A 17,919-nucleotide genomic window follows, 5' to 3' on the forward strand; every position below is an offset into this window, starting at 1 on the left:
GGGTGCAATTAAGAATTGATCGCATTCTAATCACAGGGTCCTGTTCCCGGCAATCCCCGTTGCTACGGGCTGGCCCGCAAAGAGGCCGGTGCAGGCGCAGCGGGGTCAAGAGCGCGGTTCGCGCGTGCCCAATACATCGCGGATATTGTCCACCACGTTGCTGTCCTTGATCACATCGCTCAGCCAGCCTTCGAGCGGCATGTTGCCCCACTTGATGGCTCTTTCGATCAAGTAAGGTACCGGGCTTTGCGGCTCGCTCTGTTTGAAGAACTGGGCGATGCCCGCCAGCATGGTGAAGGCTTCTTCGCGGGTCAGCGGAGTAGTGCGCATCTGGGCGGGAGCATTCGGCTGGGCGGCGGTGGTCATCGTTTCACCTGTATCGCTGGTGGTGGTAACGGCTGGGGCAGGTTCGGCGACCACAACGGGCGCAGGGTGCAGTTCGATACCTCGGTCCTTGAGCAGCTTCTCGGCCAACTGGCTGGCCCTGGCCAGCATGTCGTGAAGGCTGGCGAAACTCGGTGCCTCGGCTCCGAACAGGCGGTCGGTGGTGGCCTGCAGCTGGGCACAGGCGGCCAGGCAGTCGGCAATTTGCAGGGCCTTGTCGCGCAGGTGCTCGGCGTCGCTGAGCAGCACTGCCCGCTGGAAGATTTCGGCGTTGATCTTGCCTTCATCCAGCGCGGTCTGCATCGCCTTGGGGTTTTGCAAGGCGAGGTTTTCTACATGGCGTGATTCGTCGTAACGCAGCACGCCGAAAGGTTGCCCTTGGGTGATGGGCAAGCCACCGGCAATGTCGGTGAGCGTGGTCTTGAGCCAGGACAGTCGCGCCGCGCGCTCGTCCAGGCCGTCTTCGAGCGAAGGGTAGACCGTGTGCCAGAAAGCTTGCAGAATCCGCTCGGTCAGGCTCAGGCCAAAGGTGATGCCTTCGAAATGGTGCCGTTGGGCCAGGCCTTCGTTGAGCCAGGCCACCAGCATCAGGTCTTTGCTCTGTTCGGCAAGCCCGGCGGCGGACAGGCTGATGACCTTTTCCCAGTCGGCGGTCTTCAGGTCAGTCTGCCAATCGCCTTGTGTCAGGTAGTCAGGGTCTGCCCGGCGCGCCTCCTTGATCTGGTCGAACAAGGCGGAGAAGCTCAAGTCTTCGCCGCTGCCACCGTCAATCGGCGCGGCCAGCTCGGCCAGCGAAAGGTCGTTGAGAAGTTCAGGCATAAAACACTCTGATCAGGGAAGGGGAGCAGCGCGCCTGCATGGCCGGCGCGCTGCAAGGTACGGGCCGCGCAGGCGGCCCGAAGCAAGTGCTTAGGCAAACACTTTGTTCGCGGTGCGGTCCCAGCCACCGACGATGTTGCCGCCAGCCTGGCCGTCGGTACGGTTCTGCTGGGTGTAGGTGGTCTTGATACGTGCAAAGTTAAAGCTGATCTCTTCGATCGGCAGGTCGCTGACCGCCTTGTCTTCACCGCCCTGGTTGCCACCGGCGACGAACTTGACCGACGACACCACCACTTCTTCCATGTCGATGGTCAGGTAGGTGACCTTGTCACCACCGGCACGGTTGACGTTCAGCTTCAGCTTGGCGATGTGCTTGCCGGTGCAGCAGTGTTCGAACAGCTTGGCCGAGGCCTTGTCGACGGCTTTGCGGATCTTGAAATCGCTCAGTGCCACGCGCTCGGAGGAGGCACCGCCCGAGGAACTGGCAGTGGCCGAGGTGGCCTGGGTGGCGCCGTACTCGTAGCCCAGCACTTCGATCCAGTCCTTGTGCTTGTCATCCAGTACTTCGCCCGGGATGCCGTCGATTTGGATATACGCGTCAAATGCCATTGTAAAACTCTCCATTAACATCATTTAAAGGTCGCTCATGCGTCCCTTCGTTTTGACCTCGCCGACTGCATCGGTCGAGGTAGCTTGCCGCCACTCGGGCTTCCTCCTGTGAGGCCCGGGTGGCCGGTTCTTGCGGCGCCGCCTCAGTTGAGGCCGCGCACTTCGATTTCGACCCTGCGGTTGGGCTCCAGGCACTTGATCAGCTGCGCCCGGGGTTGCTGCATGTCGCAGTTGACCAGCGGTTTGCGGCTGCCTTCGCCTTGGGCGGTGACCAGTTCGGCCGGTACGCCCTTGCCCACCAGGTAGGTGCGGATGGTTTGCGCCCGTTGCCGGGAAACCTGCAGGTTGCCTTGCGGGTCGCCCAGCTGGTCGGCATGGCCCGAGATGATGATCTTGCCGATATTGGGGGTGTTCAGAAGCTTGCTGGCGATGGCGCTCAGCTGGCTCTGGCCTTCGCTTTTCAGGCTCTGGAAGTCGGCGCGGGCGAAGGCGAACAGGGTGTCGGACTCCAGGGTGATGGTCTCGATCGAGCGCAACGATTGGGTCAGCAGGCTGTTGATGTAGTTGCGCGAACTGGACATCAGGAAGGCGTTGTCGAGAATGCGCGGCACATCAGGCTCGCGAATCTGGTCGCTGTAGAAAATCACCTGGCGGCTGGCGTACAGGTAGTCCTGGTTGGCATCGCCGGCTGCCATCGGCTGGCCGGTCTGGCGGGCGATGGCCGGGTACCAGTAATCCGGCAGCCTGGCCTTGAGGAAGGCCGGTTCGGCTTTTTCACGTTGAGCGGGCGCAAGCATGGTGTAAGTGTCGAGCGCCGCCTTGCCGAAGTCGGCGATCGACTGGGCACGGTTGTCGTGGGGCAGGGCTTCGGCCTCGACGCTGTCCACGCCAGCGACGGGCATCAGCTCGCGGGTATTGCGCTGGTACACCTTCAGGGTGGTCAGCAGGTACAGCGTGCGGGTGAGGTTGTCCGCGGTGGGTTTCAGCATCACGCTCTGCAAGGTGGTGAAGTAGCGCGCCCGCAGCAGTGGCTCGACCTCATGGCCCTGGTACAGCCCCAGGCGCAGGCTTAGCGGTACGGCCTGGTCGTGGTGCTGTTGGTAGTAGTGGGCCGCCCACACGCGCAATCGGTCGAGGCTGTGCCAGGCGGCATACTGGCCGCTGGCGCGCTGGTCTTCGGCCTTGGCCTGGGCCAGCTCGTTGGAGATGCTGTTCAGGGTGCTGCGGTTGTTCACATATGACCACCCCCAAAGGCTGCACAGCAGCAGCCCGGCCAGGCTGGCGCTGGCGACCCAGGCGGCCTTGCGCCGGCGTTCGCGGCGGTTGCTGGTGTACAGCGCCACCAGATGCTGGTCGGGGATGATCACCTTGCGGAACAGGCTGTTGATGAACAACGGCGCAGGATGGCTGCCGTGGCTGGCGGCGTTCTCATCCTGTTGCAGGGCGAAGCGTGCGGCGACCGACTGGCCATGGCCGCCCCAGTGGGCTTCTTCGGCCTCCAGCGCAGTGGTGAAGTAGAAACCGCGCAACAGCTCGGCATTCTGGTACGGGTTGGCCCGCAGCAGGCTATCGACGAACTGGCGCAGGCGCGGTTTGAGTGCGGCCAGCTCCAGCGGGAAGCGGTAGGCGGCATCGTTCTGGCGGGTCACCTGGATGTCCTGCTGTACCAGCTGTTGGCGCGCCACTTGCTGCCAGTGACCGACCAGCTCGTCCATCGCCGCGCTGAAGCGCTGGCCCCAGTCAGCTTGCTCGAAGCCTTTGTGCGAGAACGTCTTGCCCATGACTTCGCCGCGGGCTGCGTCATCCAGCTGGCGATAGAACGGCGTGAAACCGGGGATCAGGTCGCACTTGGTGAACACCAGGTAGATCGGCAGGCGCACTTCCAGCAGCGCGCAGCTTTCCTGAATGCGCTCGCGCAGGCGCTTGGCCACACGCTCCTGATCCTCGGCCGAGCCGTGCAGGATATCGTCGATGCTGACGCTGACGATCAGGCCGTTGAGCGGCCGACGCTGGCGGTGCTGGCGCAGCAGTTGCAGGAAACCGCGCCACTTGCCGGCTTCCTCCGGGCTGTTCATGTAGCGCCCGGCGGTATCCAGCAGCACGGCCTCGGAGCTGAAGAACCAGTCACAGTTGCGTGTGCCGCCAAGGCCTGCCACCCGTGCGCCCTCGCGTTCCGCGTAGGGGAAGTTCAGCCCCGACTGCAGGATCATGGTGCTCTTGCCCGCAGCCGGTTGGCCGATCACCAGGTACCAGGGCAGGGCGTACAATGCGTCTTGCGCCGAGGTGCCACGAGGCTTGCTGCCGTGCAGGCGCTCGATGCTTTGCAGCAGGCGTTCGCGCAGCAGGCTGATTTCTTCGCGGTCGGCGGGCGCCGCGTTGAGCACGGCCTGGTCGGCATCGTCGCGCAGCAGTGCTTCGAGGTTGTGGTGCTGGCCTGCGCCACGGTACAGCAACAGCACATAGCCTGCCGACAGCAGCAGGAACAGACCGATGCCTGCCAGCAGACTGTGCAACGAGGCGAAGCCCAGGGTGCGTCCGCCTGCCCAGACCAGGAAGATCGCCAGGAAGAAAGCCACCCCCAGCAAGTAGGGTTGATAGCGCAGGCAGTAATACTTGATCTTGTTCATACAGGCGTCGCATCCAGCGTATCGACGAACAGGTCGATGACGCGTTCCAGAGGTCGGTCGTAATCGTGTGTGTGCGGCACCAGTGGCAGCGGGCTGAGCAGCTCCAGGTGCAACGGGGCCTGCGCCGTGCCGCTGAGCAAGCGGTAGGCATTGCTGCTGTGGCGCGACGGGAAGCAGAACAGCGTCGGGTGCATGAAGTCGTCGGCCAACAGGCTCACGGCGGGCACACCACGGCTGGCGCCCAGGCGCGTCAGCCAGGTCTGCCACAGGTCTGCGGTCGGGTTTTTCAGGCCGCGCTCGGCGGGCAACGGCAGCTCGATGCCACCCTGGTAATCGCCGTTCAACGCGCCGGCCACGCTTCGCAGGTGGGCCAGTGCCGTGGTGCTGTCAAACGTCGGCCAGGAACCCTGCAGGGCGCGGGCGATGTCGCTGAAGCTGAAGTCATGCAGGAACTTGGCATGAACCCGGCGGAACAGGTCCAGGTCCTGGCCATGCAACGGTCGCAGGGCCTTGATGCGCTCGAACAGCGCAGCACAGTCGGTGCCTTGCACGGCCTGGTGCAGCAATGGCTTGATCTGGGCGCTGAACAGTTCACCCAGGGTGAACGGGTTGTGCAGCGCTTCACCTTCCTGGCCCTTGAGCAGTTGGAAGATGAAGAACGGGTAGCGCCGCTCGCTGGCATCCCGCGAGCTGAGCAGTCCACCCAGCAGGCGGTTGCCATTGCGCGCCTGGTAATTGAAGAAGCACATCGGCAGCCCGTCGAACAGCGCCTGCCAGTCCTCGCGGTGGCGCATGGCCGCCAGCGAGGCCTGCAGCCAGGCGTCGAACTCGCACACTTCCTCCGCCGCGCCATGCAGGCTGACGAAGTCGGCGCTGGAGGGGAGCTTGCCGAAGCAACCGATCATCGTGCGCCCCTGCTGTCATTGAGCGCGCTCAGGGCCTTGACCTCGCCCAGGTCGGTCAACTTCACCCCACCGAAGTTGCGCACCACCAGGCTCACGCGGCCATTGGCGGTGTTCCAGCTGAAGCGCTGCTGGATGCCATCGAGGTCATCGACGCGGGCGCTTTCGTTCATCCGCAACAAGCCCCAGCGGCCCGGGAAGTCGAACACGGTGACGCGGGCGCCGCTGAGGGTGACCACATCCAGGCGTGCGCCCGGGGCGTTGCCGGTGCCTGGCCAGGCGAAGCGGCTCCAGCTGGTGCGGCCGTTGCGGTAATGCTGCTCCTGGCCATCGAGGGTGAAGACGATGTCGGTGAAGTTCGCCGAAGGCTCCAGCATGATCTCGAAACCATTGTCGCGGTCGGACAGGCTGGCGATAACCTGGCCCACGGAGCTGGCCTTGTCGATGCTGGCGAGCATGCCGGGGTTGACCAGCGCCGGCGACTTGCCGCTGCTCAGGCCCAGGCCCTCGCCAGCGGACAGGTTGCCGATTTCGTTGCGTTTGAAGGTCGGCAGCAGGCCGCTGTCAGGGTCGACGAAACGTTGCAGGTCTTTGACCGACGCTTCGTTGCGGCTGCCGCTGGCAATCGGGTAACGGTGCGCCATGACCTGTTCCCAAGGCTTGGCCACCTGCTGCGCCCAGGCCTTGGCAATCTGCTGGCCGGCCGGGTCGCGCAGGGTCTCCCAGGCATACTGGATGGGCAGGCTGAACAACCCCTGCAGCGATTGCGACAGCCCGTCCTGGCTGGTGTCGACGCTGGTTTCCACGTAGTTGCGTACGGTGGTCACTTCACTCGGCTGGCCTTCCAGGGTTTCGCTGATCAGCAGCTTGCTGCTCTTGCCCACGTCCTGGGAACGCTGGATGTTGTTCATGCGCACCTTGAGTTTGCGCAGGGCGGCCAGGTAGCGGTCCATGATGGTGCTGTCGGCGCCTTCGGCATTGTGCTCGGCGAACACCCGCGACACCGGCTCGAAGCGCTTGGCCAGGCTGCCATCGTCAACGGCGGGCAACACCGGCGCCACGGCGGCGGGCAGGGCGTCCTTGGCGTCGAACAGGCCGCTGACCTTGCTCCAGAAGCCGTCCTCGCGAGGGCTGCCTGGGGCCAAGGCCTCACGTTGCAGCGGCAGGTCCCAGCGGGTGTTGTCGTTGACCGCCGCCAGCAGGTTTTTCACGGGCGAGTTCTGCACGTCGCTGAGCAGTCCGAGCTGCTCGGTGGCCGACGCCAGGTCGGCGAAGTGGCGCACGCCGACGCTGCTGACCATCTTGTACCAGGCCTGGGTGTAGTCGCGTTTGTAGCGGGCCATGAACTCGCGCACGAAGTTGGCCTTCTGCACCAGGGCATCGCCGCCTTCGCCATCGAGCACCCAGTCGGACTCGTTGCGCAGGTTGCCCGAGACCAGCTTGATCAGCTCGGGTTTGACGAAGGTGTCCCAGCCCTGGCGGGTGTAGATCGCCGGCACACCGGCCGAGCTGAACAGCAGCGCGCGGCCAGGCATCGGCACCAGGTCATTGAGGGACAGGGCCGGGAACTGACGGCTCGACTCAAGCTGCAGGCGCAGGTATTCACGGTCGACCAGGGAGCTGGAGATCATGAACGACTTCAGGTTCTGCCGGGTTTCGCTGATCAGTTGTTCGTTGCGGGGCAGCGAGGGCGCCTGGCCCTGTTCCAGCAGCTGGACGTAAAGCGGCGCGTTCTCTGCGATCACGCCCGGGTCGGCAGGCGTGCCCTCGCTGCTGGCGCTGGCGCTGGCCCAGGCCTGGGGCAGGCTGGCGGCGACGAAGGCAGGGTCCGGGTGGGCCTGGGGTTCGGTCAGCAAAAGGTACAGCTTGAGGGTGTTATAAGCCTCGATGATCGACGCCACCTGTTGTTCGTCCAGGCGCCCGAGCATCTCTTCGGACAGCGACAGCCCACCGGTGGTGGCCGATAGCTCGGCCGCGTCGCTGGCGGTGGCCAGGTTGACCTTGGCCGCATAGGCGCCGGCGCGGGTAGTGTTCAGTGCCGCCTGGGCCTTGGCTGCCAGGCGCGGCGCCTGGAGCTTGCCGTTGCGGTTTCTGCGCGGCGTCGGGGCGGGGGTGAACTCCAGCGCCTGGTTGATACCGTTGGCGAAGGTGTTGAAGGCGCGCATCTGTACTTGCAGGTTGCGGGCGATCGGCTCCAGGGCCTGGCTGCGCAACTGCTCCAGGTAGGCGCTGCGGGCGACGTCGTGAATCGCCTCGCCATGGTACAGGCCGGCACTCATCGACAGCGGAACACCCTGCAGGCGATGCGCTTCATAAGTCGCCATTTGCCCACGCAGCACTTCCAGGCCCTTGCCGGCGGCCAGCAATTGCTCGCGGTCGGCCGCTTGCTCGATTTCGACCAATTGCCCGCGCACCTGCGCAAGCCATTGACGGTTATTGGCGAACGACAGCGCCTGCCAACCGATGAACACCACCCCGGCGGCGGCCGCCAGGCCCAATAGCAGCGGGCTGAACGAAGCCTGACGGCCCAGGCGCGACTGGTAGAGGGTGAGGTCGCGATCCGGGAAGATCACCCGGCGGAATGTGTCGGTAATGAAGTAGCTGCGGTTGCTGGTGGCCTTACCACTGCTTTGGCCAGCGTTATCCTGGGCCGTCTGCAGGGCGAAGGTGTCGGCGATGGCATCCTCATACACCTGGCCCAGCTGCTGGTTGGTCTGCAGGGCGCTGGTGAAGTACAGGCCGCGTAACAGCAGTGGGGCTGCACCTCGGTGGCCTTGGGTGAAGTGCTCAAGGAACTGCTCCAGCACGCCGCCCAGTTCGGCGAAGTACTGCGGGAAGCTCAACAGGCTGCTGTCGGCCTGCGCGCCCAGGGCTACCAGTTGCGCATCGACATGCTGGCGAACGTGGCGCTGCAGGTTCTTCAGGCGCGTGGCGAGCACGGTGTGCAGGCCTTGGTTGCGGATTTCCGCCAGGCCGAAGGTCATGCCCAGCGGTTGCTGGCGATCGTGCAGGTCCAAACCTTCGAAGGCCTGGCTGAATCCGGGCAACTGGTCGGTCTTGCTCAGCATCAGGTAGACCGGTGGGTTGGCGTCCAGGCACTCGGCGTACTCTTCGACCCGCGCCACCAGTTGCGCGGCCAAGGCGTTGCGTTCATCGCTGCTGGCAGCCAGCAGCTCCGGCAGGCTGACCACCAGCACCAGGCCATTGATCGCGGCCTTGCCACGCTGCTTGCGCAGCATGCGCAGGAATGCCGAGAACTCGCTGGCCGACTGGTCGTCGCGCAGGTAGCGGCCAGCGGTGTCGATCATCACCGCGTCCGGGCTGAAGTACCAGTCGCAGTGCTGGGTGCCGCTTTCGCTGTCGCTGGCCGTGGCGATGCTGGCCGACAGCCCCGAGTGGGTCAGCAGCGAGGTCTTGCCGGCTGCCGACATGCCAATTACCAGGTACCAGGGCAGGTCCGACAGCGCCGCCTTGCCGCCACCCCCGGCAGAACGGTCGGTGCGCAGCATGGCAATGGCGTGCTTGAGGCGTTCGCGCAGCACCTGCTGGTCACGGAACTCGCCGGTGGCATTCCACGAACGGTCGACCTCGATCTGCAGCAGGTTCTCCAGGTTGTGCTCGGCGCGGATGCGCTGGTACTGGCGCAGCACGATCACCAGCAGGAAGCAGGCACTGACGATGGCCAGGGCTTCAGGCACATGGTGGCGCACCCAGGGCAGCAGCGGGGCTGCCAGCCAGCAGATCAAAAGGCTCGCCAGCCACAGCAGTGGCAGGAGAATCCAGAAACTCTTCAACAGACGCAGTAATGTTTTCATGTCTTCCTGACTCGGCTACCTGGAAACGGCTCAGGCACTGAACAGCTGGCGGATTTGCTCGGCGAGGGCGGCGACGTCCTTGTCCAGCAACCAATCGAGGGTCAGGTACACCGCAAGGCAGACCAGGGCGATGAAGGCCAGGTAGACCCACAGCGGTACTTCGTGACGCAGCATCTGTGACACCTGGTCAGGCAGCGCCCAGTCCGGCGACAGGGTTTTCGGCGGTTTGCGGTAGCGGGCGATGTCCTGGCCCAAGGTGTTGGCCAGATAGCGCAACTGGTCTTTCTGGCCGAGGCTGAACTTGCCTTCGAAACCCAAGGCCAGGCACAGGTGGTAGACCTCCAGCACATCGAGGTTCTGCCGGGTGTCGACGCGCAGCGCATCGACCTTCTCGAAGAAGCCTTGGCCGGCCAGGTGCACGCCGAAGTAGCGGAACTGCAGCGGTTGCAGCTCGAAGTGGCGGCGCAGGTCGTTGTCGCCGGAGCGCAGCACGCTTTCGTCGAGGAAGGCGCACAGCGCGTACTGGGTGTCCTTGACCTGCTCGACGCTGTAGTTGGCGGCGCGGGCATCACGCTCAAGCTGGTCGAAGAAGCGTTCGACGCTGGCCTCGAACGCCTTGACCGAGGTGACCTGACGGCCACGGCGGACGATCAGCGCCATGCTGATGAAATCCTGCACCAGGTCCTTGAGGGACGGTTTGTCGTCGGCGGCCGCGACGGCGCCCTGCAATACAGCTTCGGTCATTTGAGCACCGCCATCAGTTCAAGCTTGAGGTTGGTAAAGGCGCTGGGCGCGTAGAAGCAGATGGCTTGCGCGTCCATCATGCGTTCGTACACCGGCCCATGGGGTTCGATGGCGAAGTACTGGTTGTCCAGACGCACCGGAATGGCATTGGGTAGCCGCGCGGCATGGTTGAGGGTGACGCCGGGCATGGCGCTGTTGACCACCACTTCGATGTCTTCCGGCGAGCCGACCTTGAACGCCCGTGGTACCAGCTCCAGCAGGCTGGCGCCGGGCATGTCGGCATGCACCGCGATGTAGAAGTCCGCCTCGGCCAGGCGTGGGTCGCGCAACTGGCCTTGCCAGTGCGACGGCTTGGTCTGGTTGAGGCTGATGACGATGCACTGGTTCGGCACCACATTGTCGAGCATCACCCGGATCATCTCGTCGAGCTTGACCAGCGACGCAGCGGGGTCGTGGTGGTCGTACTCGGGGATATCGCTGAGCTGGACATCGAGGCTGAAGGTCAGCAGTCCACCGGCAAGGTCGGCCAGGAACAGATACAGGCGCTCCGGGTGCAGCCGTGGGTGGGCCAGCAGATGCGCCAGTTGTGGGTGGGCGCGGTTGACCGTGTTGAGTAGCCAGAACAGCGTCACGTCGCTGGAGCCGAACTCGGCGATCTGGTCGGCGCGCTCGCGGCGACGGCCCGACAGCGCTTTGCTCTTGGACTGCAAGGCGCCCAGCAGGCGCTTGCCGATGCTCGCCAGGGTCTCGTGGCTGCCCAGGTGCAGAGTAGGGTGAACGAAGTGCGGGTCCAGGCTGAAGCCGCCCATGCTGTTGCGGGTCAGCTTGGCCAGCGGGCAATGGCTGTAGCCATCGAGGCTGTCGCCGTCGACCAGCAGCACCACGTTCAGGCGCAGGCTGGTGATCTCGTTTTCCAGCTCGCCTTCGTTGAGGTCGGGCAGGGTGTCGAACTGCTTGCGAAAACGCCGGGCGGCCTGTTGCACCTGGCCGTCCTCGACGTAGTTCAGGCCAAACGGCTCGGGCAGCTTCAGTGCGGCATACACCTTCAGGTCATTGGCCTTGAGCAGGTCCTTGAGGTCACGGGCGGCGGGCAGCGGGTCGTGCTGCGGCGCGTCGTAAAGGCTGCCGTCGGGGAACACCAGTTTCAGGCGTTTGAGCTGCAGCGATCCGTTGGCCAGGGCATCTTCGTCCACCTGCAAGGTCTGCACGCCCCAATGGAACGGGGTGCCGCGCAAGGTGGCCTCGGCCAACTGGTGCTGGTGAAATTCATCCTGGTACTGGAAGTGCTGGGGCAGCAGGAACATGCCTTCCGACCACATCACCCGGCTCTGCTTGCTCATTTGACGCTATCCACTAAAGAGTTGAAGGTTGAATCCACGGCGTTCTGCGCCGATTGGCCGGCGACATCAGCGGCTTTGTCGATCGCCGCGTCCTGCACTTTTTCAGCCAGGGTCTTTTCCAGCGCCCGCTGCTTTTCGGCGGTGGCCACCTGTTCGGCGGTGGGGGGCTTGTTCAGCACATCGACACCCCGCACGGCGGTGATGTCGGTGTTGTCCACCAGAATGCGCAGGCCGTCGGACGAGAACCAGATACCGTCCTTGCGCAGCGATTCGGCGTCGAAAGCCACCTTCCAGCGGGCGTTTTCCTCGTTGCGGAAGAACGCCGCGACGCCCACGTAACGCGCAGTCTTGGCCAGCGGCCACTGGTCGATCTGGCCGATGCCTGGCAGCAGGGTGATTTCGCGGGCCTCCACCAGGGTGTTGCCCAGCGCTTTATCCGGCGCCTCCCACAGGGTGTCGGCGTCGCTGGCGGCGAAGCGCTCGAGGTCGGTCAGCTGGTACACCCGCAGCACTACCGACAGCGGTGTACCGCTGGCGTCTGGGTTGAGATGGTTGCCGCCGTCGGAGGTGAGGATGACCTTCTCGCTGTCGGCCAGCATGTCGGCCGCCCAGCTGTCGTCCATACGCTTGCCGATCCGGTCGGTAACGCCGCAGCCAGCCAGCGCCAGCAGCAATGCGGCGGCGGTCAGGCGTTTGAGGGCGGTGTGTCGGTTGTCCATGACTGCTTGGCTCCAGGTTTGCTTCAGGCCAGGCGATAGGCGAAACCGCCGTCGCTGCCCAGCTCTACGGTCAGGCGCTCGATTGGCGCGTCCTGGGCCATGCGTTCAAGCACATGCTGGGCAAGCTCGGGCATCAGGCTGCGCGACAGGATGTTGTCGATGTTGCGCGCGCCGCTGTCGACTTCGGTGCAGCGTGCGGCAATGGCCTTGACCAGGGCGTGGTCGTAGCTGAGCTCGGCCTGGTGGTTGCGGGCGAAGCGCTTGGCGATGCGCTCGAGCTTGAGCCCGACGATGCGTTCGAGAATCTGGTCCTGCACCGGGTAGAACGGCACGATGCTCAAGCGGCCCAGGAAGGCGGGTTTGAACACCCGGTTGAGTTCGTCGCGCAGGCCTTCAACAATGGTCTCCGGTGCTGGCAGAACTGGAACATTCAGGCAGGTCTGCATGATGTGCTCGGTGCCAGTGTTGGAGGTGAGGATGATCACCGTGTTGCGGAAGTTGATCTCGCGGCCCTCGCCATCGTCCAGCACGCCCTTGTCGAACACCTGGAAGAACAGCTCCAGCACATCGGGGTGGGCTTTCTCCACTTCATCGAGCAACACCACGCTGTAGGGCTTGCGCCGTACGGCTTCGGTCAGCACGCCGCCTTCGCCGTAACCGACGTAGCCGGGTGGCGAGCCCTTGAGGCTGGAAACGGTGTGGGCCTCCTGGTACTCGGACATGTTGATGGTGATCAGGTTGCGCTCACCGCCGTACAGGGTGTCGGCCAGGGCCAGGGCGGTTTCGGTCTTGCCAACGCCACTTGGGCCCAGCAACAGGAACACGCCGATGGGTTTGTTCGGGTCTTCCATGCGCGCGCGGGAAATCTTGATGCGCTTGCCGATCTCGTGCAGGGCATGGTCCTGGCCCAGCACGCGTTCGCCGAGCAGGGCCGGCAGGCGTTGCACGGTGTCGATTTCGTCGCGCAGCATCTTGCCCAATGGAATACCGGTCCAGCCACTGATCACCTGGGCGATGGCACTGGCGTCCACCAGGGCATGCACCAGCGGTTGGTCACCTTGCACCTGGGCCAGTTCGCTACGCAGCGCGTTCAGTTGCTGGGCGTCGGCCTCGCTGGCGCTGTCCAGGGCCTTGAGCTGTTCGACCAGCTCCAGTTCCTGCTGCCATTGTGCGGCCAGGCGTTGTTCCTGGAGTTGTTCGGCCTGCAGGGTTGTTTGCAACTCGGCCAGGCGGCGGGCATGGTCGTGGCCCTTGTCGGCTTCGTGGCCAAGCACGGCAATTTCAGCCTGCAGGTTGTCGATATGGCGGCGGCTGTCTTCCAGTGCGCCGGGTTGCGACGATTGCGCCAGGGCGATGCGCGCGCAAGCGGTATCGAGCACGCTGACGGCTTTATCCGGCAACTGGCGGCCGGTGATGTAGCGGCTGGACAGGCGTACGGCCTGCACCAGCGCTTCGTCCATCACTGCAACCTTGTGGTGCTCGCGCATCTTGCCGAGCAGGCCGCGCAGCATATGGATGGCCTTGTCTTCGTCGGGCTCCTCGACCTTGACCACCTGGAAGCGGCGGGCGAGGGCGGCGTCCTTTTCGAAGTACTTCTTGTACTCGGCCCAGGTGGTGGCGGCGATGGTGCGCAGCTCACCACGGGCCAGCGCGGGTTTGAGCAGGTTGGCGGCGTCGTTCTGCCCGGCCTGGCCACCGGAGCCGATCAGGGTGTGGGCTTCGTCGATGAACAGGATGATCGGGTGCAGGCTGCGCTTGACCTCTTCGATCACGGCCTTCAGGCGGTTCTCGAACTCACCCTTGACCCCGGCACCGGCCTGCAGCAGGCCCAGGTCCAGGGTATGCAGGGCCACATCCTTGAGCACGGCCGGCACATCACCTTGGGCGATACGCAGGGCCAGGCCTTCGACCACCGCGGTTTTGCCCACGCCGGCCTCGCCCGTAAGGATCGGGTTGTTCTGGCGACGACGGGTGAGGATGTCGACCATCTGGCGCACTTCGAACTCGCGGCCAAGCACCGGGTCGATGCGGCCTTCGCGAGCGCTTTGGGTGAGGTTGACGGTGTACTGGTCAAGCGCCGGCGTCTTGCCGCCGACCTTGCCCGCACCCAGCACCGGCGCTGCCGGGCTGGCCAAGGGGCTGGCGAGCCTGGTTTCGGCGCTGCCTTCGACCAGGGCGGCAAGGTTGACGCGCAGGTCATCGGCGTTGATCTTCTCAAGCTCGGGGGCCGAGGCGACCACTACCCGGCGCAGTTCGGCGTCGTCGAGCAAGGCCTGCAGCAGGTGGCCGGTGCGCACCTGGCCGACACCGAATTCGATCGAAGCCAGTAGCCAGGCCTGTTCGATCATGCGGGTGATGTGTGGCGACAGCGCCGGGGTGCGGGTGTTGCCTTTCTTGAAGGTGCCCAGCGCCGTGACCAACTGCGCCTGCAAGCGCTCGCTCACCACCTGGTAATGACGCAGGATCGCCGGCAGGTCGCTGTCGCTGTTGTCGAGCAGTTGCAGCAGCAGGTGCTCCACCTCGACGTCGTAATGGTGTTCCGACAGGCACAGGGCCGCCGCGCTTTCGGTGGCCGTGCGGCTGGTTTCATTGAGCTTGGCGAACAGAGACTTCAGGTTCACAAGGCGACCCCATCGTAAGGAATGTGGAAGACGGCGCAACGGGACGGTTCCGCGTCGCGGCCAGGGCGTTTGAGCCAGCCCAGCCAACCCAGGGCGACATTGCCGGTGCGGCCCAGTCGGGCAGGCGGCACGGCTTCGCGTTTGAGCAGCGGGGCGATTTCGAAGTCCAGCTCGGCACCTATATAGAAGCGCACCAGTTCGACCAGCTTGCGGTGGTCGTCGGTTCCCGGCTGAAAGCGCTGGTAGTTCGAAAGCGTCAAAGGGCCGATTTCGATGCGAATGCACGACTGGTAGTCCCAGACACGCTGGCCGGCGACCGCGCTGTGGCCCAGCTGCGCGTTCTTGCGGCCGAGCTGGGTGCATTGCGCGGGCTCCAGATTCAACCAACGGCCTGCGAACTGCCTGACTTTGAACGGCAACGAGAAGTAGAAGCCGAGCATTACCTCAAGGTTCAGCGCATTGCGCGGCTTCTGGCTCAGCAACCCGGAAAAGTAACTGAACAGGTCCTGGCGCAGCGCCGAAGGCCGGCGTTCGAACTTCTGCTGCTGGGCCTGTGGGCCCAGGCCCACCAGGTTGAGCAGGTAACGGTCGAAGCCCGAAGTGCCATTGCGCTCGTGTTCGATGTGGAACTTGTACTTCTGCCACGCTTCGTAGAACAGCGTGGTCATGCGGTGCGAAAAGATATCGAGAAACGCATGGGCGGCATCGTCGCGGTGCTGGACATGCCGCTCCAGCAGCAGCTCGGTGTACGGGCGCGGCAGCACGCCCGATGGCCCGACCAAACCCATGAACGTGACCTGGACTTCCGACAGCGGCAAGCCGGTCGGCGACACTTTGCCGTCACGTTCGAACTGCAGGTCGCTGACCTCGCTGGCCGGAAACGCCAGCGACAGCTGTGAGCGAAAACGCAGCGGGTCTTCGTGCGGCCGGGTTGCCAGGTCCATGCGCCCGGTACGGCTGTAGTGCAGGCGGAGCAGGCGCACCAATTGAAAGAATTCGAATCGGTACGGCTCGGCTCGGGCCTGGTCGATCAGACCAGGGGCTGTTCGCCGGTTCGTGCGGGCCATTGGACGACTCTCTTTTCACGTTGCAGGGTGCGCAGGCTGAGTTGGGTGAAACTGTTCATCGAGCAGTACTGGCCAAAGAAGTGGTCCAGCACCATGCCGAACAGAAACACCCCACTGCCGGTGTACTGGCTCTCGTCGAAGGTCAGGGTGATGCCCACGCCCCTGACGAAGTTGGGCCGTGGGTGGCCGATTCGCGCCACCACCGGTTCGCTGCTGATGGCCTTGATGCCGTTGATCTGTTTGCGGATGGCCGAGACGTTGCGGTAGTTGTACAGCGACAACAGCTCCAGCAGCACTTCACGACCCTGGGCTACCAGCGACAGGTGATTGAGCGACAGGTGCGAGATCAACCGCCAGATCAGCCCCTTGCCCAAGGGCACGCGTACTGTGGCGGTGGGCTTGCGCAGGCAGCGGATGTCGCTGATCACCGAATTGCCCGGAATGCTGAACACTCCGCGCTCACCCCCGAACGGCAGCGACAGCGGTATATCGCGGTTGCTGCAGGTGAGGGTGATGCTCAGGGTGTCGCTGTTGCCGTCGATCAGTTCCAGGTCGCGGTCGACCACGCGGATTTGCACGCTGGTGGCATCGCCCTGGTTGCGCCGACGGGCAATCCAGAAGCTGTTGGCCTGGTCCTGCTCGCCACGTGGCTCGAAGAACGGCTGGCAAGTGCCCACCTGGTCGATGCCACCGAGCTTGCGCACGCGTCGCACACGGTCGATGGACACCACTTCGGCGGCGTTGTGCAGGCGAATGTCCGGCGTCACCGGGTACTCGTGCTGAGTGTGGGTGAGCTTGATCGGCTCGGCCTGCTGGCGGAACAGGTTGATGATCGGCGTGCAGTTGAGCTTGAAGTTGTGGCGCCCGATGTTCTGGGTCAGCCGCGCCAGGCGCTCGCTGAGGTCGTAGTCGGAGAAATAGAAGTTGATCTCCACCTGTTCCAGCGCTTTGCCCTGCAGAATACGGGCGAAGCCGGACAGGTCGAAGAACATGAACTTGTCAGGGAAGGTGAAGTACTCGTGCAGCAGGCGATAGCCGAGGAACGAACGCTCTGAGTAATCCACCAGGCCTTCGTCACGGGCGTAGCCCACGGCCTTGATCGCACCCTGGGGCAGTACCACTTCGCGATTGCGCCCCTGGTCCTGGAAGCACAAGGTGGCCTTGGCCAGGTTGTTGAACAGCAGTTCGTACAACTGCAGCATCACGCTGGCTTCGCCATCGAGGAAGAACCGCAGGCTGTCCAGTTCCATCTGGCCGAAGCGGGCGTCGCCTTTCGCGCTCAGACCAATGCGCAGGCGCGCGACCAGGTCGGCGCTATGGCCGTTGAATGCCGAGCGCTCCAGCTCGACGAACGAGGCCTGTTGCACGGCAATCGGCCACAGCTCCACGGGGTAGCAGGTGCGGAATTTGCAAACCACCCCTTCGGCGGAGCTGGCCTGCATTTCGGTGTGGCGAGCCACGCGGTACGCTTCAGTGACCTTCTCGTGCTTGCCCAGGCTCAGCTCGGCAATCGACATCGACGGGGTAGGGCGCAGGTAGTGCGGGTAAAGCACTTCCAGAAATGATTCGACGATTTCCGGGAACTCATCGTCGAGCTTTTTATGCACCCGCGCAGACAGGAACGAGAACGCCTCGATCAGGCGCTCGGTATGCGGGTCTTCGCAGTTGTCGCCCTCGATCAGCAAGCGCGAGGCGATTTTCGGGTACTGCGCGGCAAACTCCTGGCCGAGGAAGCGCAGGTGCGACAGTTCCTTTTCGTAGTAAGGCAGCAGTTCGTCGAGCATCAGTTCAGGTTCTGCACTTTGTATTCCTGGGTGTTGACCTGCAGCACCGCGTCGAACGAGACGTGGCGGCTGACGTCCTGCAGACGCAGCACGGCGTCTACCCGGAAGGTCAACATGCGGTGGCCGTTCTGCTGGGCCATTAGCTGAACGCGCACTTTGCGAAAGCGCCGGTCGCCGGTGCTGATCGCCTTTTCCAGCTGTTGCTGGATGACGCGGCGATCTTGCGGGTCGAGCACGCTCTTGCTGATGAAGTCGGGCATCCCGTAATCAAGGATGGTGCCACCGAGTTGCGGGTAGCCTTCGAGCTCCTCGGCGACCAGGGACTGGCGAGTGTTCACCAGAATCTCCAGGTCGCGAACGATGCTGGCCTTGTATTCGGCCAGTGAGCAGCTGCGCTGCGACGCGGTGTCGACCGACTGGTAGGGACGGTCGTCCAGCAGTCGGTCGAGCAGCGAGGGCAGCAGGCGGGCCTGGTTACTCATGTGTCA

Annotated in this window: 12 protein-coding genes; all 12 read right to left on the bottom strand. The window is 64.1% G+C overall.

Features of this window, described 5'->3' with window-relative positions:
- Window positions 1-105: 105 nt before the first annotated feature.
- Window positions 106-1,203 (bottom strand): type VI secretion system protein TssA, encoded by a 1,098-nt coding sequence (tssA, locus tag PspTeo4_RS06550; protein ID WP_322362894.1) that lies wholly within the window; start codon window positions 1,201-1,203, stop codon window positions 106-108.
- A gap of 90 nt (window positions 1,204-1,293) precedes the next feature.
- Window positions 1,294-1,812, bottom strand: a complete 519-nt coding sequence (locus tag PspTeo4_RS06555) for an Hcp family type VI secretion system effector (protein WP_016499518.1) — start codon at window positions 1,810-1,812, stop codon at window positions 1,294-1,296.
- 143 nt (window positions 1,813-1,955) lie between these two features.
- Window positions 1,956-4,439 (bottom strand): type VI secretion system membrane subunit TssM, encoded by a 2,484-nt coding sequence (gene tssM, locus PspTeo4_RS06560; RefSeq protein WP_322362895.1) that lies wholly within the window; start codon window positions 4,437-4,439, stop codon window positions 1,956-1,958.
- Entirely contained in the window at window positions 4,436-5,344 is a 909-nt protein-coding gene (gene tagF / locus PspTeo4_RS06565) for a type VI secretion system-associated protein TagF (RefSeq protein WP_322362896.1), read from the bottom strand. The genes tssM and tagF overlap by 4 nt, the downstream gene beginning before the upstream one ends.
- Window positions 5,341-9,156, bottom strand: a complete 3,816-nt coding sequence (locus tag PspTeo4_RS06570) for a type VI secretion protein IcmF/TssM N-terminal domain-containing protein (protein ID WP_322362897.1) — start codon at window positions 9,154-9,156, stop codon at window positions 5,341-5,343. The genes tagF and PspTeo4_RS06570 overlap by 4 nt, the downstream gene beginning before the upstream one ends.
- Before the next feature lie 30 nt (window positions 9,157-9,186).
- The gene (gene icmH / locus PspTeo4_RS06575; protein ID WP_322362898.1) at window positions 9,187-9,900 is read right to left on the bottom strand and encodes a type IVB secretion system protein IcmH/DotU; all 714 of its coding nucleotides are present in this window, start codon (window positions 9,898-9,900) and stop codon (window positions 9,187-9,189) included.
- Entirely contained in the window at window positions 9,897-11,240 is a 1,344-nt protein-coding gene (gene tssK / locus PspTeo4_RS06580; RefSeq protein ID WP_322362899.1) for a type VI secretion system baseplate subunit TssK, read from the bottom strand. Before tssK ends, icmH begins: the two co-directional genes overlap by 4 nt.
- Window positions 11,237-11,959, bottom strand: coding sequence for a type VI secretion system lipoprotein TssJ (gene tssJ / locus PspTeo4_RS06585; protein ID WP_322362900.1), 723 nt, complete (start codon window positions 11,957-11,959; stop codon window positions 11,237-11,239). Before tssJ ends, tssK begins: the two co-directional genes overlap by 4 nt.
- Window positions 11,960-11,982: 23 nt before the next feature.
- Window positions 11,983-14,580, bottom strand: a complete 2,598-nt coding sequence (gene tssH / locus PspTeo4_RS06590) for a type VI secretion system ATPase TssH (RefSeq protein ID WP_322362901.1) — start codon at window positions 14,578-14,580, stop codon at window positions 11,983-11,985.
- Entirely contained in the window at window positions 14,577-15,647 is a 1,071-nt protein-coding gene (gene tssG, locus PspTeo4_RS06595; RefSeq protein WP_322362902.1) for a type VI secretion system baseplate subunit TssG, read from the bottom strand. The genes tssH and tssG overlap by 4 nt, the downstream gene beginning before the upstream one ends.
- Window positions 15,611-17,431 carry a type VI secretion system baseplate subunit TssF gene (gene tssF, locus PspTeo4_RS06600; protein WP_322362903.1) on the bottom strand — a complete coding sequence of 607 codons (1,821 nt, stop codon included), beginning with the start codon at window positions 17,429-17,431 and terminating at the stop codon, window positions 15,611-15,613. Before tssF ends, tssG begins: the two co-directional genes overlap by 37 nt.
- Window positions 17,431-17,913 carry a type VI secretion system baseplate subunit TssE gene (tssE, locus tag PspTeo4_RS06605; protein WP_322362904.1) on the bottom strand — a complete coding sequence of 161 codons (483 nt, stop codon included), beginning with the start codon at window positions 17,911-17,913 and terminating at the stop codon, window positions 17,431-17,433. The genes tssF and tssE overlap by 1 nt, the downstream gene beginning before the upstream one ends.
- Window positions 17,914-17,919 lie beyond the last annotated feature (6 nt).

Origin of the sequence: Pseudomonas sp. Teo4 (assembly GCF_034387475.1) — a bacterium.
GTDB lineage: Bacteria > Pseudomonadota > Gammaproteobacteria > Pseudomonadales > Pseudomonadaceae > Aquipseudomonas.